Raw genomic sequence first — 20074 nt, 5'->3', positions numbered from 1 at the left:
AAATTTATATAAATTCTTTTAAATCAAGTCATGTCGCAGAAACTGCTTTCCTGATTTCGTTAAATTTCAACAGTTGAATACTCTTTAACTGAAAAGGGAAGGGATTTGCATGATATCGTTTTTCAAATTAGAATTTGGTCTGAAAAACATTTATAGGGCTGTATTAATTTTTATTTTCATATGTTACAAAAACATTCAGGCAACTTTGATTTGCTCAAATATTTAAGGTCACAAAAAGATGATTGCGATATGGCGCCTTATTATTTGGCGTCGAGAGCCTGTTTGGAACACATGGAGATAACTCATCCGTTTAAAAACTACTTTTATACTATCGGTCTGTTTTATGGCGAGGGAGCGAGTATCAGAATAGGTAGTACTACCTATGAGTTAACACAGGGAAGCTTATTAACAATTGGTCCTGGAGTGACTTGCCAATGGCTCAATACGAGCTTCCCACTCAATGATACGCTTTTTCTTTTATGATGATATATTCGTAAATAATTTCAATAGGTCATTCTTCTACTCTTTGGAATTCTTTTGCCCCGATGAAAAGAGTGTAATTCAACTGTCTGACAATCAATTTGAGGAAATGCAACAGCTTTTCCACACGCTTCGGACAATCGCAGATAAACCTGAAGCTGTATCGGGAATACTATATTCAATTCTGATTATTTCACAGAAATATTTCTGGAACCTGCACCGAGGCAATAAAAAAGAACTATGCGGTAAAGAACATACGGTCGTAAAGTTTAGAGAATTAGTATCGAAGAATTTTGCGGAAAATAAAGATGTCGCTTTTTACGCGGAACGGTTGCACATATCGCCAAAATATCTTAGCGAAATATTAGTGGAATACACAGGACTTTCAGCAAAAAAATGGATTGAATTTCATGTTATGCAGGAAGCAAAGTACCTGTTGAGCTTTCGGGATATGTCTGTTAAGGAGGTAGCATTTCAGCTTGGCTACACAGATACTTCTCATTTTTCCCGTGCATTCAGAAGTTATGACGGACAGCTACCCACCGAATTCAAAAATACCGTTGGAAATCCCAAGTGTTCATCCTCACGGATCTAAATCAAAAACGGAAAAAAATACATTTTTTACCGCATTATATACAGTATTGAAGGCTAGGCTTCTCAATATCTTTGTACTATATTAAATAAAACGTACAATGAAGCTTAAATACGTGTCATATCGGGATGGACAGCGTTGTCACGTTTAAAGAACTTTATTTGTCGTATATCTAAAGAATAATTTTCGTTGTAACCATTTCCCAGCGCAGCTTAATACAAAACAAATTATAAATAATGCTACGGGTTGAGTGGGGTGAGCAAAGAAACATGCCAAAAATAGTACACAAAAAATGAAAGATGAGAAAAGTGAATATGATAAATCGCTTGTTGGTCTTGCTGTTTTTAAACGTGTGGTGCTTGTCAATGCAAGCACAGATACCTGTTGAAGTCAGTGCAGGTCATTCGAGCTACTATTATCAGCATGCGTTTGGCGGACGATTCCGTGCCGAAAAGCCCTTAGGTTTCTTTCACACCTCGTCGGTTCTTATACCTTATGATAAAAAACGTGGGAATGAAATTATGAGCCAGTCTTACCTTTCGTATGCGATGAGCAAACGATGGACATCAGGAGTTGGCACTATCTTCACTCCCGTAAATCGGGTAAGACCATCTGTATTCTTCCAATATTTCCAGAAAGGGAAAACAACATCTGTATTGGTTTACCCGAGGATGGATATCTGGTCTGACCCCAATTTCGAACTTATGGGCTTTATTGAATATCAGGGAGCCGTAAACAGACCTGTAAACCTATATGCCCGCTTTCAGTATATGACCACATGGAACCGGAACGGACATAGCCGGAGTTATCAATATGCACGTGCAGGGATAGACACCTCAGGTATACAGTTTGGACTGGCCGCAAATTTTGACCAGTACGGACGTTATGCAACAAACTATAGCAACTTTGGACTTTTCGTGAGAAAAGTATTTTGAACAATTTTATCATCAAATAATGAAAGAAATCATGAAACAGAAAATTTTTAGTACACACAATGATTATACAGGTTTAATCATTCGTCTTACCATAGGCATCGTTATGTTTCCACACGGAGCGCGGGCTATGCTGGGTTGGTTTGGTGGATTCGGATTTGTCAATACATTGGAGGGCTTACAACAGATGGGCATACCGTGGCCGGTGGCGCTGATGGTTATTCTGATAGAGTTTTTGGGAGCTATTTTATTGATGATTGGCTTTGCATCGCGCTTGTGGGCAATTGCAATGGGCGGCCTATTTATCGGAATTATTCTAAAGGAGCATCTTCCGTATGGCTTTTTTATGAACTGGTTTGGAGATAAGGAGGGCGAAGGATTCGAATATCATTTGCTGATGCTGGGTCTATGTCTGGCACTGTTCATTCAGGGAAGTGGAAAATATTCGATAGACAGTTTGATATCTAAAAACAAACGGCTTAAGCTTAAACAATAACTATGATTCCAATTCACGAATTTCTACGTTTTACAAAAGAAAGTTTAGTGAATACAAATAATAACTAAGAAATGATAACAAAGGATAAAATTTTAAATCTCGAGAATACACTTTACGAAGCAATCAAAAATAGCAATACGGAAGTACTCGACAACCTCTTGCATGCTGATTTACTTTTTATAATTCCGAGCGGTGAGACAATAACTAAAGAAATGGATTTACAAACCTATCGTGAGGGAAATTTAAAAGTCGAGGAACTCATTCCAAAAGTAGAAGAACTGAACATCATTGATGACCTTGCGGTCATTACGTTGCAGATAGAGTTAAAAGGAAATTATAATAATGAGCCTTTTGAAGCTAGATACAGATATATCCGTTTCTGGAAAAAATTTGCAGAAGGAATAAAAGTAGTTGGAGGAAGTGGAATTACTATTTAAGAGTTCTGAAAGTCTTTGCTGTTACTCATTGAGAGAAAAATAACAGGGCTTACCAAAGGAGCAGGAAGATCTGGTTCCTCTGTCTTGGGAGCCCATAAAAGCTTATTGGAAAAATCCAGAAAGTAAAACAGCTATTGATGGTGTACGCAGTTTATTAACATTGGACGCAACCCGATGGTAATACACCCATGGAGTATAAGATGTGGAGATGGTTAGTCCTGACAATTGAACACACGATTAGGCTTTTACAATTATTCCTGTCATACTGCCGAGGTAAACATGAATAGAAATTTAAACCGTTTTCATTGAGCTTCTTGATCGGGAAATCGACAAAATTAAAATTGAAGCATTTCCTAATAAAAAAAATATGGGTGTCAACTGGAATGTTTAAAATATAGGTATTAAGAATACTGAGGAGGAAAGGCAACAGTACCACGATCTAAGGTGACGAGCAGCAAACTCCAGAACAGAGTGTGGTAGGAAATTTGCATCACTTATTTTTTACCATTGGGTAAATCGGAATTCTAGTTATTGCTCTAAATTAGTATTTGATACGTTAAAAAGGAAAAAGATGAAAAATCTCCCGTTGAACAAAATAGTACGATGGTTAGAACCAGGGCCTCTGGTTCTTGTTACCACGGCCGATCAAGGCAAAAATAATATAATGACCATGGGATTTCATATGATGGTTCAACACGATCCACCGTTAATCGCATTTATTCTTGGGCCATGGGATTTTAGTTATAAAGCGCTGGTGGGCACCAAGGAGTGCGTTATTGGAATCCCTGGTGTGGATTTAATGGAAAAAGCCGTAGACATTGGAAATTGTAGTGGCGCAGACGTAGACAAATTTAAAGAATTCGGTTTAGATGGTTTAAATGCGGAAAAAGTCAAGGCTCCGTTGATAAAGCAATGTCTTGCTAACATTGAATGTAAGGTTGTAAATACCGATTTATCAAAGAAATATAATCTATTTATTGTCGAGGCTGTGATGGCGTGGGTCAATAGTGATAGAAAGGAACAGCGCATTTTTCATCACAAAGGTGACGGTACCTTCAGCGTGGATGGTCGAACAAAAGATCTAAAAGACAGAATGACAAAATGGAAAGACTTAATTAAATAAAAATAAAAAAAGTTTGTTCATAATTTTCTGAACTCAAAAAACCTGCATTAAGCTTCTGCGATTAGAAAAGTAATGGTAAATTAAATTATATTTGTGCCATGAAGCTCTCAGATTAGCACATAACAAATATATTTTAACGAACAGTAACCCCTGTTCTGAATTTTTATTTGTTAATTTTTAAACATGCTAAAATGAGTAATTTTTTCGAAAGTCCTTTCAAGGGCAAAATAATCAAAGACCATATCACAAATCCCAATATTATCGCTGGTAAATATTCTTACTATTCAGGATATTATCATGGGCACTCGTTTGACGATTGTGCTCGTTATTTATTTCCGGATAGGGACAATGTTGATAAACTTATTATCGGATCGTACTGTTCGATCGGAAGTGGTGCCAGTTTTATCATGGCGGGTAATCAAGGGCATCGACACGATTGGATTTCAAGTTTTCCTTTTTTCTATATGAAGACAGAAGTTGAAACCTTTAAGGAAGCCCTCGACGGATATTCAGGAGCCAGAAATACAATTATAGGCAACGATGTGTGGATAGGAAGCGAGGCTATGATTATGCCCGGAGTAATAATTGGTGATGGAGCTGTCATCGGCAGTCGGTCTTTAGTAACAAAAGATGTTGAACCGTACACTATCATTGGTGGAAACCCTTCGAAACCCATAAAAAAGAGGTTTGAAGAAGATGAGATCAAAAAGCTCTTGGAAATGAAATGGTGGGAGTGGGATGAAATATATCTGTTTGGTGCGATTCCAATTCTTTGCTCAAACAATATTGACTTGCTATATGCGTATTTTAACAATATGAAATAAGAAGAATTAAAACCCAGTTAGTTCAGTTGTCGCAAAATTTGCGACAAACTGTCTTGACTGTAAGATCGACCCGTAGCAAGTAAACAAGCTACTAACACTAAAATGTAAAGTTTTTACTACCGAATACCTTTTTGATCGAATATACCACCCGATTCACGTATCTCAAAATCTGTGGAGGTCGGTTCCGAGATGGTAATGTCTTCATCACGTGCGCTACAGGAGGTATGTTTATTGTCGTATATTTGTGGTCAGCGTTTCGACTATTTCTTTATCAGCATATCATTTAAATCGTTGTAAAATGGAATTTAGCGCAAATAATACGGTGGTGAAACTATGCATACAAGGCATGCATCTGGAGGATACAGGTCATGTTGAAGAAGCACTTACTCTTTTTCTGAAAGCTTGGGAGGAGGCAACTGACGATGCTGAAAAATTTACGTCGGCGCACCATATTGCTCGTCGGCAAACCAAGCTTGAGGACAAATTAAAGTGGCTCAACACGGGATTGCAGCTCGCACAGAAAATAAATGATGACGTGGTTAAACCGGCACTACCGCTGATATATGTCCAGCTGGCACAATGCTACAAGGAGCTGGGCGAGATGGATAATGCCGAAAAATATGATAAGTTAGCAAAACAGCTACCTGACGCACCATCAACCAAAGAACTCTTTTTTCACGGAACAAGGGCAGATTTGCAGATAGGCGATCTATTGACCGCTGGAGGTAAATCGAATTACGAAGCCGATCTCGTTATGAATCATATTTACTTCACCGCTTTGATACATGGCGCGGGACTTGCTGCTGCTTTGGCGAAAGGCGAGGGGGAAGAACGCGTTTACATCGTAGAACCAACGGGGGATTTTGAAGACGATCCGAACGTGACAAATAAAAAGTTCGCGGGCAATCCGACGCGTTCGTATCGCAGTCAGAAACCACTAAAAGTACTCGGTGAAATTAAAAATTGGGCACGAATAACTGCCGAAGAAAGAAATAAGTGGCAGGAAAGACTGGACAATAACCAGGGCGAAATTATAAATTGATAAATCCTCGTGATTAGCAAATAAGCGCTTTTCTTTTTTGTAACGCTCCATTTTATAATCTTGCGTATCTTTATGGAATAATAACAAGTTATGATCATTAAATTAATCGCGCCGCTCATCATATTGATCTTATGGTTTCAAAACACGAATGGACAAATTTTAACAAAAAACGATATTAAGCTGATCACCGATCAAATCGAACAGTTGATCAATGAAAATTATGTCTTTCAGGAAAATAAAATACGCATTGTATTAGAATTCCAGCAGAAAGTAAAAAGCGGAAAATATGATGCAATAACGAATCCCGATAGTCTCGCAGGGATACTTTCGCACGATTTGAGATCGATCAGTAATGATGGACATTTATATGTGCGCTATTTAAGCAATAGCGATACTGTTAAAAAGGATATAAAAGATTGGGAGAAACAGGAATTGGAGCAGGAAATCCGTTCGAATTATGGTTTTCGGGAAGTGCAGATATTAGAAAACAATATAGGTTATATAAAAATTACGGATTTTATGCATCCTCAACGTGCCATGCAAACGGCTGTAGCTGCAATGAAACTCGTAGAAAATACAGACGCACTTATTATCGACTTGAGGGGAAATGGCGGTGGTTATCCAGGTATTATGGAATACATTCTAAATCATTATTTCGATGGGCCGCCTACATTGCTTTCAACAACTTATTTCGGCGATAGTACGTTGCACCCCGCTCCGAATTACACCTCCGACCTGGTGTACGGGAAGCTCAGGTTAGGAACGCCATTATACATTCTTATTGATAAAAAGACGGCTTCTGCAGCAGAATATTTTGCTTATACATTGCAAGCGCATAAAAAGGCAGTTGTAGTAGGAGAAACATCAGCGGGAGCTGCCAATATGAATTCGTTCTTTACACTGCCCCATAATCTTCGCATTTCTATCTCTACTGCGTCTCCTGTCAATGAAATTACAAAAACCAACTGGGAGCAAAGAGGCGTTCAACCTGATTATCCAGTGAATGCGGAAGATGCTAAAGATAAAAGTATGGAAATAATAGTATCTGGTGTATTTTGCTTATCACAGTAAACAATATTCTTATAAATTGTTTACTTTGATAAGCATTTTTGGTGTATATTTGTTTATTACAGTAAACAATTATGGAAGCATTAATCGAATTATTTCAACGGAAATTAGCGTACGTCAACGTTATTACGCCAAATTGACCTAGCCTATGTGGCTAAAATTAAACAGCTGCTAACGGTTATTGCAGAATCAGTACCCTTTATCCCTAACGTGAGTAAATTGAGCGAAAAGATTGGGATTAATAGAAATACCTTGTTGTCCTATTTACATTATCTAGATGAAATTGAACTAACTCGTAATCTCTTCAGATCTGGAGAAGGGATAAGTGTGTTGCAAAAACCAGCTAAGGTCTATCTTGAAAACACCAACCTCCTTTACCTGCTGGCGGAAGAAAATGCCAATCGGGGAAATCTGCGTGAAACCTTTTTTGCGAATCAAGTAGGGTACGCTTATGAACTTAATTACGCGGAACAAGGAGATTTTACGGTGAATAATCAATATATCTTTGAAATAGGTGGGAAAGATAAGACAGAGAAGCAAGTCAAGGGATTGGATAATGCCTATATTGTATCAGATGATATAACGCACGGTTTCCACCACAAAATTCCTTTGTGGTTATTTGGTTTTCTTTACTGATGTCGATAATTAACCCACCCGAAGCGTACGCTTCGGGTAGATTTTTTACTGATCTACGCGGTCCCGACATCATTTATTTCTAAAACCACCATAGTCGCTAGTGGATTGTCAAATTTATCGATGTATACGATATTCGGATATAAAGATGGCGATACATAATCAAGAACACTATCGAGCTTTGCGTTGGCTTGTTTAGCCAGATCCAAGATGCTGGACGAACAGGTGACTGCTTGCGATGTAGACTGGGTAAGTGTCCAGGAGAGCAGGAAATAGCTATCGCTATGCGCCTTCATCTTATCAATTTGATCGTTGATCATTTTAGAAAGATCATTCGTATTGGCATAACTATTATATACATTAAACTCTTTTGTCGTATAAAAGCCTTTCCTGTAATACGCACCAAGTTTCCCGCTATTCAGGCCTTCCACCACGATGATAACCTTACTATCGTTGCTCAAAAGTTCGTTTAATTTGACTTGGGTTAGATCGGCTTTATCAGAAAACAGCAACTTATTAATTCCAGCTAACTGTTGGAATAACGTGGTCCATTCTTCATCATTAAATGCTCGATAACTGGTATTTCCGACGTCTGTGTTCAGGGTGTGGGAAAGGTTAAGAATAACAATTTCCTTCCTGCCTTCTGTAAAGCTGTTGACTTCTTTGATAATATCGGATATGGACTCGCCATTAGCCCCTTGCCAGGTAGCATCTATAATCTTGCTGTAATGCCCGGTCATGTACTTCCCTGCAGCGATAACAGGGCGGATATCGAAATATCGAGCGCCATTGACCAATTGTTGGCCTACGGAACCAGTCTGCGTTAATGTATTGCAATCTCTCCCGAACGCCGTTCCACCATTTCGTGTATACATCCCAGCATCATGCGATCCCGGAATCGAAATATCTTTAAGTGGAAAATCCCCTATACGACCTAAAGTCTGCTCCATCCACCTGGAAGGATCTATCAACATGTAATCTCCAGATGAACCGTATAAGGCAAAAGGCATCGTACCATCGTGATCCCATCCTAAGTCTATGGTCTTGTTTAATTGATTTCCGGCGCTTGGTATATTAACCAGTTTTACATAGACATCCCTCTCGTGCTTATAAGTTGCAGCGAACTCAATGTAGCTGCTTGGATTGGTGGAGGTATCTGAACCAAATTTGTATTTTACTTCGCCAGCATCGTCATGCTCGTGCTTAAATATATTTTCACAAAATTCGACATAGACCTTGACGACTGCACCCGATGCAATCTTTTCGGGGAACCCCCAGCCATCCATCTGATATTGGTGATTGTGAAAGCATACCCAGTCTTGATCTGTTTGATTTTTAATTAAAATGTGACTTCCTTGTCCCATAACGTATAAGTTTAAAAGTTAAAAAATTTGCTATTTTAGTTGTCTATTGATTGATAGTAAGCGTCCATATAGGCAACAATATCGTCATACAATGTCATGTACTGGTAGGCTTCTGCTGAATTAGGCACCGACGCTTTTTCTCTGAAGACCTTCCAGAGTGGGAGCGAGTTGACCAAGTCTTTGTCAAGCACATCTTTAACGGCCTGACCGATCTGCGCGGGTGCGTAGTGTGCTGCTAATTGCAACTTCTTGATGTGATGTGCCACCAGTTCGAACAATAAGGTGTTCGCCTGTGCGTTTGCTGGTGCAATATCGGTATCAGGGGCCTTTTCCTTTGGTGCGACGTCGTACTCAGGCGGTATCCGGCTAACGTAGGTAACCCGATGCAGCACACGCCAACTCTGATTGGTGTTGGCTCTAGCTTCCCGCAGTGCTGCTGCTCGCGGGTCGTTAGATAGATTCAGCCATCTCGGATCGACCACTCTTTCGAAAAATTCGTCGAAGTTTCCCTTGTCCGGGGGTAGATAAAACGTCATGAAGCGGTAGGTATCCACCTTCCCAGGTTCTGATTTAGACGCGTAGAAGGGCTTTTTCGGATCGTTGCCCAAGTATTTATTCAAAAACCCATCAGGATCGGCCTGGATATCCAACGATATAGCAGACGTTTCTTCTTTTGCCTTGCTGACCTCGTATTTCATATGCGTACCGCCATTTAGATCCAGTTCGCCCCAAAAACCGGCTCCCCCAAATACCAATGTGGTTTCTGCGGTCAGCCCCAATGACCAGTCGAAGCTGTATGAACCACCGTAATTTTCCTCAATTTGGCTGACATAGCCTTGCTGCTCACGATAGAGCCCTCCGGCGGCAGTCCAGACGTGTGTACTGTACATGCCTTTTTTCGGCGCCCCCTGCTTCCAGTCGTAGAGCGCGTTGGATGAAATATCATTATCGAGTTTGTAATTCCGGTCTTTGCCGCGTTTTTTCGCGTCGAATTGCTGATACTGAGCCAGTAATTCCTGGTCTTTCCGTTCAATTTGACGTTTGAGTGCATAGGCTTCGGTCGGCTTGAAGTAACTACCCCTTTGTACATCGGCATTTTGATAGTCCGGATCATTTTTTAATCCTACTTTGCCATCCAATGTGCCATTTTTTACATATGCTGGGTTCAACGGGAAATAAATCAGATTGACATCTGGCGGAATCTCTGTATTGGGGACGATCGTAGTGCCCATGAGTGCACCGGTGTCTTGCAGTAGCAGCGTATAAACATCCGCTGTGGCCGATTTGACCAACGCATACCCCTCGTTGTTCGGGATAAAACGCCTTTCACCGTTTTTAAGGAGCATACCCGCGCCGTCGTCTGGCTCCCAGTCGCCACAGTTATACATGGTGTTGACGTTGCCTGATAGCAGCTGGGCCGCGAATTGACTGCCGGTATCTTCGCTCTCATTCCATCCCAATCCGAATGTCGCTTTACCGATGACTTCAGTTTTTATGATGTCGGTGATCAGGATGATTTCCTCTAGTTTTTTTTCAAAGGATACGCCACCACCAAGCTTGGTGTTAAACGCCAAATGACTACCGGTATGCTTGGATCCGGAAAAGCGGAAGGCGGTTGTTTTTTGCTGTGTCAACGCCACCGACGAACTGTTGTTGTACGCGAAGTACGACGGCTTGGTAGGGTCTAGGTAATAGGGCTTAGTGAGGTTTTCGCTTGGCAGCGGTGGTGCGCCCTCCACGTAACCAATCAGCGATGGGTTGGTTTGGACCTGCCCCAGGTAAACCATGTTGAGATCGCCCACTTTATACCCCGAGGCATGCACGATATGGCCGTCTTGATCGATATACAGATAGCAACGTTTTAAGACGCTGAATGATTGGCCACTTGCATCATGCTGCACATCGGCATATTCCACTGCGGCTGGCCCCGAGCGAAGGGATGCTTGGGCATCGGTGGCAAGGCCTCCCATGGCATTTCGGACCCGTGGCCCTTCGTTTGCGACCGGCGCCGTCGATGGCACCCAATAAGGAGATGCTTGATCCGTATCAATTTTAAATATGCCATTGTTGCCGTAAGCCGATTCATCGACACATCGATCGCCCGATCCGGTATCAAAGGCCCAGTAACCGGCCAAATTTGTCTTCAACCCCGATATATGCCGGTTCATGTTATCGGTAATTTGCTCGGTGGTTCGTCGCTCCGACCAGACCCGTACTTCCTCCAGATAACCTTCAAAACCATTTGTGACCACTACACTGTCGTTTACGCAGCCACCGATGGCTGCTTGCGGCGTCATATAGCCGCCGAAGTCACCTGGAAGTGCATTGATTCCTGTAGTCAGCTTGCCGTTAATTAGGAGTTGCATGGTGGCATTATCATGGACCAAAATCCACATTTCCTCCTCATTGCTTAACCATACGGCATCATTTGATGACACGCTGTCGTAGGCCGTGCGTCCATTTTGTTCGTTGAAATACCACGCTGATATAAGCCCGTCCTGCGGAATTTCTTTGATTGTATACAATGCGGCTACCTGCTCGTCCCCAAGCACTTTATTCCATAACAATACATCCGAGATCGTACCCGAAAAGAATGCTTGTTCGGATACTTCCGCATCTGGCCGTGTCCGACCCATATTCAGTGGTGTATTGGAGTCAAAAAAGCGGACGTTACCGTACAATATTGCGACGTTACGAGCGCTGTCTTCTGGATACGTAGCAACTAACTGACCGTTTACAAACAATTTCAAGACTAACCGGTGGTAATTTTCTATCGATGTATCCAGTTTCTTGAGTTTTTCTCCATCTTGGCTTTGGACGACGTTCCCCACCTCTTCAGTGACTTCAATGAGCTCTGCTGTAAAAACCAAATGCGTCATTTCTGTGCTGGTCAACGGGCTCTTGGATTTGCATGTTATATATTGCTTGTTGAGCTGTAAGGCATTGCCGGCTTTATCTGTGGCGTTTTTGCAGCGAACCGTCAGGTAAGGCTTACCATCTTGCAGGCCAATCTCATAGCTTTGCTCGTCTTCTGTTGCCCCAAATTTGCTTAGCAGCACCTGTTTCTCCTTGGTCGTTTGATCGGCTTTCACCCAAAGTGAGGCTGCAAATGCTTTGTCGAAGTTGAGGCCGTTGTTTGCGCCGCAGTCCGCATAGTTTCCGTCGCTTAATCGAACACCGTAATGTGGTTGATAGGTAGCGGCGAGATGCGTCCACTGATTGTTTGGTACGGTAGCCATTTCGGTGACGATGGCTTGTTTACCAACAGCGGCATAAGCATATTTAAACACGCCAAGGCTTTCCCATATACACTTTTCGGTATCGAAGCTTGTACCGTACAGACCTTGTGTGACGATCGCTTCATTGACAACGGATCCGTTACTCGTTTGGCGATCCAGTCGCCAAAGCAGTTGCAGGTTATCAGCACTCGATTGTAAAACCCGGTGGTAGTGGTCGGTGACAAACTGTGGGGGCAAACTGTCGCGGTATAAGGAAAATTGGTTAACGCCCATTTCCATTTCTAGCTGTCCCTCCGTAGACTGCGCGTTGCCGCCCACGGTTACCACATGGTTATTGCCCTCGGGTTTACGGTTAGTGCCACTTTTTCCAGACGAAGAGCCATTGATAAAAAACGAAAGGATTCCGTTTGCGCGTGACACGGTAATCTGGCTCCAGCTGTTGTCGGCTATGTCTTGGGTAAATGCTGACCTTACAGGATCCAAACTGCCTGTTTGAACGGTGTAAGATAACCTACCTGTATGGTCAAGGTGTAGTGTTTCGATCTGATCTGTTGTTTCGCCGTTCTTGAAGGTAAGCGTCAAAACCGGTGCCGGGCGATCCGGTTCAATCGTTTTCAACGCGGGCTTAATATAGAGCTGGGCGGCATAGCTATCCTGGTTAGGAAACAAGCGTTTGTCTTTTTTTGAATCGTCTATACAATCCGCATCATTTATTTCCAGCTTACCCTTACCCATCAGGTAGAGCATGTCGCTACGCTTTAGCCCCAGCATATTCTGGCTTTTATCGACCCCATTTTCGATATCGAGGTGTAGGATGCGGTTAGTGTCGCTAGCCAACTTATCGCTGGAAAGGGTGGGATATGTCCAAGCTTCAAATGTCCGTGCGTGTTGAAGGTTCAGCCGCTGGTATTGACTTCCGCTATTATCGATCATGATCAGCGAGTGTTTGCCGCGTAGCCCTAGTGCTGACGATGGCGCGATATCAAGCCAACCGCCGTTTACCCCCGTTTTTAAAGGTAGTGCGGTGGCGGCTCCGTTTTTGTCCGTGGTCAATAGTTGAGGATAGCCGTTGTTTGCTGTTCGATCAAGTCTGACAGCAAACAGGGGCGATCCCGGTGCGGTCTTTTTTACGGCTAAGCGTTGTTTGAGGGCGTACCCTTCACTCTTTACTCCTTGTATTTTGCTTAAGGCTAGACTCGCGTTGCCGACCAGTCCATTGGCGCCGATGGCAAACACCCGGATAAACGCAAGCAAAGCCCGTAAGCCAGCTGTAGGGGCTGCCGCGACGTTGTTGACGAGCAGATCTTGCGCTAGGGCTGGACAGTGGAATACGATGTGGTCCGCGACGATTTTGTTATCGCCGTCGGCACTTTTCTTGATAATTTCGCTTAGCTCGTCAAGCTGTCGGCTAATGTTTTTCCAGATTCCAACAGTCTCGGTTTTTTTTGAATCGCGATATTGCAAGGATATTTTGACGGTACACGTCGTCTTGCTGTTTCCGTTTGTTATCGAAAGCGTGGTTGTTTTGATTTCCTTGCTCGGTACTAACAAGAGCCCATCTGGTCCATCGGTGGGCAACTGATAGCAGGCAGTGTTGTTCGGGTCGTTATTAACGCTTGTGGTGTAATCGTAGGTGCTTGAGCGGTCGTTGAGTACTTGTGAAAATAGCGTGACATCTGTCGGTACATGGTTGAGTTGGATATGTAATGGATTTTCGGGGTTGCCTGGTATGGTACCCGACAGTGTAACGGTGGAGGTGGTAGCTTCTTCGGCTACCTTCACTTCGACTTTGTCGACCGTTATACTATCTGACTGCGTACCGACTATTTGTAGAAATCCGTGTTGTAGTGGATCTCCGACAGCCAAAAAACCTTGTTTATATACGCCTAAGCTATCGTAGAATACTGTGTTGCTGTCGAGCACATTGGGGTTTAGTGGATCGTTGGTGTAATGTTCTTCCAGCACCGCTGCGACATAATCTGCCCGTTGTAATAGCCCCTGCCACGTCTCGTTATTACCAATGTTAATGTTGTCGTCCAGCGTTAAGCTGTACAAATTGGTAGCCGTTTTAGCGAGTTGCACGACACTGTTGTTGAGCAGTGTGCCGGCTTGCCGCCCGATAAATAGAAGGTTGCCGCTGGTAACGGAGTCTGTAGAAGCGGGTCCGGCTGTCCAGGGTATACCGAACACCGGCCGGGAGATCGAGGTATCATATTGTGCTGCAAGAAAAGCATCGTTATTGCCTTGGTAATACAGATGTATTAACCCGTCTTTACCACTCAATAAATACGGTGTGCTTTCTGGTTTGATCGCGCCAAACAGGGCGTAACCATCGTCGTCGGCTATTGGGAGCGCAATGCCGGTGTTTACCGTCAGTCCCATTTCGTCCATACTGCTGATGTTGCCGGTAGGGAGGTTCAGGGGCGGGGTACCGGGTACCCAGCGTGCGCCAGATAAGGTGGCGTCGTGCGTGCCGGCTTTAGAATGATCTTTGGCAATCAGTCCCTTGCCTGTATTGAGCGGCCAATAGGCTAGTAAATCAGGGTGGTCCTCCTGAAGGTCGAGTGGTTTAAAGAGATTTTTCTTTGCGACGGCCGCCTGATTGCCCTGCCACAGCCGTACTTCATCCAGCATTCCGGTAATGTTGCCGCCGTCAGCGCCTTGCCCAATGACGGTCAATACGGTTTGAGTTGGCGTCTTTCCCTTAAAATCGACCGTGGTTTCCAGCGCTACTTCCGATCCATTGATCAACAGGTGATAACCAGTTTCATCGTAATAGGCAATTACGTTTATCCAGGTGTCTAGTTCCAGCACATTATCCTTGGTCTCGGCCGAGAGTAAACGCTTGCCATCTCCAAACCCGACGCCGATTTTTAGGGTGTTGGTAATGTAAACTACGGGGGGATAGTCGGCAACTGATGTGCCGGGCGCTACACCGAAGATGTATTGTTTATCCAATGTGGTACCTTTGGGCATGACCCAGCATTGTTGTGTGAATGCCGGTCCGAGCGTTAAGGCCGGATCGGCCGGAATAATCAACTGTGCGCAGCCATTGAAAGAGAGGGTAAATTGTCGAGCATTCAAGGCACCTGCTGCCAATGTCTGTGTGGCGTTGTACGCGTTTTGGTAAGTCAGTCGTCCGGTTTCGGCTACCGCGAAATCAAGAACCACAATACCATTCTCTGTTTCTTTTTCTGGAGCTGCGACCGCACCCTGACAGGCTAGCATATAGCGGTAGGCATTTTGGAGTTTTAGCTGCTCGTTGTTAGCCGTGCGTACCTGTTCTTGTTTGTTGTACAGGCATGCTGAGGGTTCACCGATGAGCGTGATCGGGGTAGTGGACGTGCCACTGCTGGGTTGTGTTAGCGATAGGACCACATTGGGGCGGATGGTCTGTACCGCGGGATCGAACTGGTCGTCGTCAAATTGGAACCAACCACCTGCGGGTTTGATGATGGAATAGGTGAAGAGCTTGCCTTCTGCTATCAGAGCGATCTGCCAGGCATATTCATCGGGTGTCGCGGTGGGCAACAATTGTACGTCAAAGCCCGAAATGGAAACTTTTTCACCTGTGGGTGTCAGCGGAAGTACCCAAACAGGCTCCTCGAAAGGTGTATTGTCCATATCCACAAAGCTTTGGTTGTCTTTAGGGCCTAGGGGCGTGTCTGGTTTTTCGCTACGTTGGAACCGAACTTCCCAGCTTGGTTGTAATGTCCAGTTCGGCCGAGCTTTAAGGTTGTTGTCACTGTTCTTAACTGTTGCAGGTTGCTCGGAAAGGACATAGCGATTGGCATACAGTTGATTATCGATGCATCGGAAAATATAAATATAGTGTTGGTCGGTGACTACCCGAAAAGTCGAGGCTGCGCCTAACATGGGCTCCGGGATACGAAGGATATTGAACCCGGCCATACTCACCGTTGTCGGAAATGCCAATTCTTGGTAGGTCTGCCAATCGAGGTCGTCGTGCGAGGAGGCAATATCCGGATTCAAGATGTTGAAACATATGGAAGTGGTGCTTTCGTTCGTATTTTCTGCCTGTTTTAGCACGAAGGACACGGCACGGCCTTGATGACTGACGGTGACGATATTGCTGTATGTTGTTTTGTCGTTCATAACAGGAATTATTTGTTTGCTTTGATATAAAAATGGACAGCTACATTGATGGGGCGGGATTCGGCATCACCGCCGTCGGTACAGGTGTTTTGTTCATATTGACCATTGTCGGCTGTGTTATTACTGTTTGTGATACCGTGCGTCCCTTTCGAGGATGTGGGTAAATGGTCAAAGCTGGCACTAAACGGCGTGCCGGGACGTTTGGTGGCGTAGGGCTGCGTCTGTCCGATAACAGGCTCATCATCCGAGGTGTCGCCTTGGGCTCCACGTAAGAATTTGCCACGTAGGTCGGGAAGTTGAAATGCATCAGCGGGGATGCTTTGATCCGGGTTGTTATACAGATTTTTGACCACTGCGTACAACGCGCTGTATGTATGCTGCGGGTAGATTTGACCTTTGCACGGTAACCAGTAATCGTTTTGGGGCAATGTACTCCCCCCGTAGGCGATAATGGTACCCACGGGCCAGTCATCGGACAGCAGCTGCTGGTATAATACGTGCCACGCGACCGCCGTGTTAATCGGGCGTGTTTCTTCGTCGCCGCCACCTGTTGTTAGCGCAATAGGACCGGAAGAATTCTTATTCCACTTGTAGACGTCTTTGGCAAAACCTGATATTGCTGCTGCTCCCGATTGGTTGGGTAGGTGGGGAATGACTGTACGAAACGGCTTGGATACCGGGTAGCCGGTGGCATCAGTTTGTTTTGAGCCCACTGCATTGCCGGTGTTTCCTCCTGGTTGAAGTGGTTCTCGGTTTTCGGCCTCGGGGTCGCGGTTTTCGGCATCCATGTTCACGCCTCGAAGAAAATAGCCGCGCAGGTCGGGTAGGTTAAACTTGTTGTCACCGGTAGACCCAAATGCGGTTCCGATGACTGCAAACAGCGATTCAAACTTACCCACCCGTTGGCGTTCTGCGCCTTCGCAGGTTGCCCAATTGCTGGCAAGGACTGTAGTAGCGTGACCGGCATACGCCATGACCGTGCCTACAGGCGGGGTAGCCAGACCACCACTGTTGGTCGTTGTTTTCCATTTGATCAGGTAATAGACGTATACATTAATTGGTCTTGTTTCTTTGTCGCCACCTTTGCCATCTGTGTCGCCATAGCCATCTTCGTCGCGGTATTTGCCAGCATCGTCGACGCAAGCTCCTTTGTCCAATTTAGAGTTTCCGATCTTGTTTTTGGGAATGGTCGCGGTAAAGTCCTTACGAGGTTTTCCGGTGGCCCACGGTTGAAAGGAACCTACCGTGTTGCCTGCGTTTCCGTTGTCGTGAAGTGCTGTTCGGCTGGCCGCATCCGGGTCATTGCCGGAATCTTCGCTTACACCTCGCAAAAACAGACCTCTGAAATCCGGAATATTAAATCTACCGTCGGCTGGGCTTCCAAACGCCACACCAATGGTGTCGAATAGTTCTTTGTATTCTGTTTGTGGGAAATCCGCGCCGTCGCAGATTAACCACCCTGCTGCCTTTAAGGTGTCGCGTTGTGTTTTAGCATCGCCACTATAGGGTATGATGGTGCCCACGGGGGCATCGGAGCTGTTGTTTTTCATGAGGAAAGGGATTTATTGTTGAATACTAGCTATTATACAGTTCATGACGGCTTTAAAGCCGTTTGTTTCTAAGTCGGTGAGTGCATAACCACCAGCCAGATCGTTCATAGTTTGCGGTATACCATTAGCCTTCTCGTTGGCAAGGGCGGATGACAATAGGATCTCGATGTCGTTGCCAAACTGGAGGCTCGTGGTATAGAGTTGGTGGGCCTGCCGCTCGACATGGAGCTGGTTGCCTAAGCTAATCTGTTGATCGAGATAATCGAGCTTGCTTTGTAGTGTATAGATGCACTGGTGATAAAACATATGGCCCACGGCTGTGCGCAGTCGTTCGAGTAGGTCGGCCAAGACGAAGATATACCACCTTTTTTTAATTGATTCACTGACGGCGGAGGTTCGTAGAAGTGCCCAGACTTTTAAAAAGGCATGCATGGGGTGTTCAATCAGTGCTGTTACTAACATACCGTCTGCGTCTTTGATGCCGGCCCATTCTCGAAAATCTTGATCACTGGAATAATGTTCGAGTCCAAAATGCCAGTTTCTTCCGGGTGGCGGATTTTTTTTTAAGTCAAGGAGGGCTTCGGGCAGTTGTAATCGTTTCATTTCCGCCAGCGATATAAAGCTTTGCTTTATCTTTTGCTGGTCGGCCTGGGGAAGCTGTGTGTTAATGGTAGTTGATTTCATTTTTTCATAGGATTGTTTGTTCAATACAATGTCTTTACCCCGTCCCTATATTGGATTGGGCTTACACAAAGTTTGCAGTAATAGAGTGGTGTTTTCAGGTAGTAATTACCTGACTATAGGAAAGAGGTAAAAATACGGGTACGCTATATGTTGATGTTATCGGGGTCGATAATTTTCTGCTGGATGGCGTAAAGGACCAAACCGACTAAATTCTTCGCGCCGGTTTTTGCAAACAGATTGTTCTTATGGCCTTCCACGGTTCGGGTGGTAATAAATAGTTCATCTGCAATTTCTTTGGCCGTCTTTTGTTGTGCCAATCGAATAAGTACATCGCGCTCACGCGAGGTTAACAGGTCGCTACCAAGCCGCGGTGGAGATACCTTATGGGATATTTGTTGCCTCAGGATACTTACTTGATCGGGTAGGAGGTAGAAGCCTCTTTGCATAACTTCGTCAAGCACTTCGATCAAAACTGTTAAAGAAACACCTTTGGGTAAAAAAGCGGCTACACCTTTCTTGATCATAAAGCCCAATGTATCGTTGTGGTAATGGGAGGAAACAACAATAATATGTGCATCGGGGTAGCGATTTTGAATGTTTTCGAGTAGGGTTAACCCGTCCATTCCTTCCATTTTCAAATCGATAATATAAGCTTCTGGGTGTTGATCTGGCATAGCGTCTAAGCGCTCGAGGCAAGAATTGCCGTCGGAGGCTTGCAGAACGATATCGAACCGATCGAAGTTTTTTAAATAGGAGCTCAACAGATCAATGAGCAAAAGATCGTCATCAACCAGTGCCAGTCGGTATTTTTTTGGTAGGGAAGTGTTCATGAATGTGCTTGTTTATAGAGGTGTTTATTATCGGAACAAATGGAAATAAACTGAAAACCCTGGTAAGATTTAGCTTTGTATTGTCCCGCGATCATCATCATCCGGTTTTGGATACTTTTGATGCCTAATCCGGCTTGGTATCCAGGCGGCAGACCTTTCCCGTTATCACAATAAGCCATACATAGCGAGGCTGGTGTAATCCGTAAATGTAAGCGGACTCGAGTAGCGTGCCCGTGCTTATCGCTATTGACGAAGAGTTCTTGGATGATGCGAAGAAAATGTAATTTTACATGGTTTGATATAGATTGCTGCGTACGGACATCGATATAATAATCGATTTCGTAACGGCTAATCCAATGTTGTACCTGATGGGAAATCAGCGTTTCTAATGATGTGTCTTCCAGCAGGGGCGGATAGAGATTGTGGGATATACGTCGTACTTCTGCGATGCAGAACTTAATCTTATCTTGCAGCTTCGGGCGCTCGACATCAAGGTCTACAGACCACTGTAGGGCGGTTAAATGACCATTTAGGGAGTCGTGCAAATCATGAGCTATCCGGGCACGTTCGTTTTCTTGGCTCTCCAGCATGGAGAGTCTTAATGACTCCTTAAACCGGTGTTCGTTTTCCAGATGCGCTACTTTTTGTTGATACATGTTTTGCT

The 20074-nt window shown here is 44.2% G+C and carries 17 protein-coding genes; 11 read left to right on the top strand and 6 right to left on the bottom strand.

The features are described from left to right. The first annotated feature begins 63 nt into the window (after positions 1–63). The 11 genes from C5749_RS19915 (at position 64) to C5749_RS05330 (ending at position 7630) form a co-directional block, all read left to right on the top strand. Entirely contained in the window at positions 64–156 is a 93-nt protein-coding gene (locus C5749_RS19915) for a winged helix-turn-helix transcriptional regulator (protein ID WP_146113721.1), read from the top strand. Positions 157–249: 93 nt separating this feature from the next. Continuing rightward, a complete protein-coding gene (locus C5749_RS05375) occupies positions 250–483 on the top strand; it encodes a hypothetical protein (protein WP_146113683.1) in 234 nt (77 codons plus the stop codon). Positions 484–589: 106 nt separating this feature from the next. Then, complete coding sequence (locus C5749_RS05370) at positions 590–1075, top strand: helix-turn-helix domain-containing protein (RefSeq protein ID WP_181151282.1); 486 nt, start codon at positions 590–592, stop codon at positions 1073–1075. A 296-nt stretch (positions 1076–1371) separates the two neighbouring features. After that, positions 1372–2007 (top strand): hypothetical protein, encoded by a 636-nt coding sequence (locus tag C5749_RS05365; protein ID WP_146113682.1) that lies wholly within the window; start codon positions 1372–1374, stop codon positions 2005–2007. Positions 2008–2038: 31 nt separating this feature from the next. Next, positions 2039–2500: a DoxX family protein gene (locus C5749_RS05360; RefSeq protein ID WP_105725243.1), complete on the top strand. Its 462-nt coding sequence runs from the start codon at positions 2039–2041 to the stop codon at positions 2498–2500. 71 nt (positions 2501–2571) lie between these two features. Then, the gene (locus C5749_RS05355) at positions 2572–2937 is read left to right on the top strand and encodes a nuclear transport factor 2 family protein (protein WP_105723689.1); all 366 of its coding nucleotides are present in this window, start codon (positions 2572–2574) and stop codon (positions 2935–2937) included. A gap of 571 nt (positions 2938–3508) precedes the next feature. Next, on the top strand, positions 3509–4060 hold the full coding sequence (locus C5749_RS05350) for a flavin reductase family protein (protein WP_105723688.1): 552 nt from the start codon (positions 3509–3511) through the stop codon (positions 4058–4060). A gap of 191 nt (positions 4061–4251) precedes the next feature. Beyond that, positions 4252–4884, top strand: coding sequence for a type B chloramphenicol O-acetyltransferase (gene catB / locus C5749_RS05345; protein WP_105723686.1), 633 nt, complete (start codon positions 4252–4254; stop codon positions 4882–4884). A 298-nt stretch (positions 4885–5182) separates the two neighbouring features. Beyond that, entirely contained in the window at positions 5183–5926 is a 744-nt protein-coding gene (arr, locus tag C5749_RS05340) for an NAD(+)--rifampin ADP-ribosyltransferase (RefSeq protein ID WP_105723684.1), read from the top strand. A 90-nt stretch (positions 5927–6016) separates the two neighbouring features. Further along, the gene (locus tag C5749_RS05335) at positions 6017–6997 is read left to right on the top strand and encodes a S41 family peptidase (protein ID WP_105723682.1); all 981 of its coding nucleotides are present in this window, start codon (positions 6017–6019) and stop codon (positions 6995–6997) included. Positions 6998–7144: 147 nt separating this feature from the next. Beyond that, complete coding sequence (locus tag C5749_RS05330; RefSeq protein WP_105723680.1) at positions 7145–7630, top strand: DUF4143 domain-containing protein; 486 nt, start codon at positions 7145–7147, stop codon at positions 7628–7630. A 53-nt stretch (positions 7631–7683) separates the two neighbouring features. On the opposite strand, the gene C5749_RS05325 is transcribed toward C5749_RS05330, so the two are convergent. From C5749_RS05325 to C5749_RS05300, 6 genes are all read right to left on the bottom strand, one after another. Continuing rightward, complete coding sequence (locus tag C5749_RS05325; RefSeq protein WP_105723678.1) at positions 7684–8991, bottom strand: PI-PLC domain-containing protein; 1308 nt, start codon at positions 8989–8991, stop codon at positions 7684–7686. A gap of 35 nt (positions 8992–9026) precedes the next feature. Continuing rightward, positions 9027–16346, bottom strand: coding sequence for a LamG-like jellyroll fold domain-containing protein (locus C5749_RS05320; RefSeq protein WP_105723676.1), 7320 nt, complete (start codon positions 16344–16346; stop codon positions 9027–9029). An 8-nt stretch (positions 16347–16354) separates the two neighbouring features. Further along, positions 16355–17896, bottom strand: a complete 1542-nt coding sequence (locus C5749_RS05315; RefSeq protein ID WP_105723674.1) for a phage tail protein — start codon at positions 17894–17896, stop codon at positions 16355–16357. A gap of 12 nt (positions 17897–17908) precedes the next feature. Beyond that, entirely contained in the window at positions 17909–18580 is a 672-nt protein-coding gene (locus tag C5749_RS05310; RefSeq protein WP_105723672.1) for a hypothetical protein, read from the bottom strand. Between the two features lie 143 nt (positions 18581–18723). Further along, a complete protein-coding gene (locus C5749_RS05305; RefSeq protein ID WP_105723671.1) occupies positions 18724–19410 on the bottom strand; it encodes a response regulator transcription factor in 687 nt (228 codons plus the stop codon). Beyond that, a complete protein-coding gene (locus C5749_RS05300) occupies positions 19407–20066 on the bottom strand; it encodes a sensor histidine kinase (RefSeq protein ID WP_181151281.1) in 660 nt (219 codons plus the stop codon). Before C5749_RS05300 ends, C5749_RS05305 begins: the two co-directional genes overlap by 4 nt. Positions 20067–20074: the final 8 nt, after the last annotated feature.

Source organism: Sphingobacterium gobiense, from assembly GCF_002980575.1.
GTDB classification, from domain to species: Bacteria; Bacteroidota; Bacteroidia; order Sphingobacteriales; family Sphingobacteriaceae; genus Sphingobacterium; species Sphingobacterium gobiense.
Note: the sequence above shows the minus strand (reverse complement) of the source record. Positions and strands in the feature narration are given on the sequence as shown.

Bases quoted from the DNA above. Each gene is read 5' to 3' on its own strand.
- C5749_RS05355 (WP_105723689.1), top strand. From the start codon at position 2,572: ATGATAACAAAGGATAAAATTTTAAATCTCGAGAATACACTTTACGAA.
- C5749_RS05370 (WP_181151282.1), top strand. From the start codon at position 590: ATGCAACAGCTTTTCCACACGCTTCGGACAATCGCAGATAAACCTGAA.
- C5749_RS05350 (WP_105723688.1), top strand. From the start codon at position 3,509: ATGAAAAATCTCCCGTTGAACAAAATAGTACGATGGTTAGAACCAGGG.
- catB (WP_105723686.1), top strand. From the start codon at position 4,252: ATGAGTAATTTTTTCGAAAGTCCTTTCAAGGGCAAAATAATCAAAGAC.
- arr (WP_105723684.1), top strand. From the start codon at position 5,183: ATGGAATTTAGCGCAAATAATACGGTGGTGAAACTATGCATACAAGGC.
- C5749_RS05360 (WP_105725243.1), top strand. From the start codon at position 2,039: ATGAAACAGAAAATTTTTAGTACACACAATGATTATACAGGTTTAATC.
- C5749_RS05365 (WP_146113682.1), top strand. From the start codon at position 1,372: ATGAGAAAAGTGAATATGATAAATCGCTTGTTGGTCTTGCTGTTTTTA.
- C5749_RS05375 (WP_146113683.1), top strand. From the start codon at position 250: ATGGCGCCTTATTATTTGGCGTCGAGAGCCTGTTTGGAACACATGGAG.
- C5749_RS05335 (WP_105723682.1), top strand. From the start codon at position 6,017: ATGATCATTAAATTAATCGCGCCGCTCATCATATTGATCTTATGGTTT.
- C5749_RS05325 (WP_105723678.1), bottom strand. From the start codon at position 8,991: ATGGGACAAGGAAGTCACATTTTAATTAAAAATCAAACAGATCAAGAC.
- C5749_RS05300 (WP_181151281.1), bottom strand. From the start codon at position 20,066: ATGTATCAACAAAAAGTAGCGCATCTGGAAAACGAACACCGGTTTAAG.
- C5749_RS05305 (WP_105723671.1), bottom strand. From the start codon at position 19,410: ATGAACACTTCCCTACCAAAAAAATACCGACTGGCACTGGTTGATGAC.
- C5749_RS05310 (WP_105723672.1), bottom strand. From the start codon at position 18,580: ATGAAATCAACTACCATTAACACACAGCTTCCCCAGGCCGACCAGCAA.
- C5749_RS05320 (WP_105723676.1), bottom strand. From the start codon at position 16,346: ATGAACGACAAAACAACATACAGCAATATCGTCACCGTCAGTCATCAA.
- C5749_RS05315 (WP_105723674.1), bottom strand. From the start codon at position 17,896: ATGAAAAACAACAGCTCCGATGCCCCCGTGGGCACCATCATACCCTAT.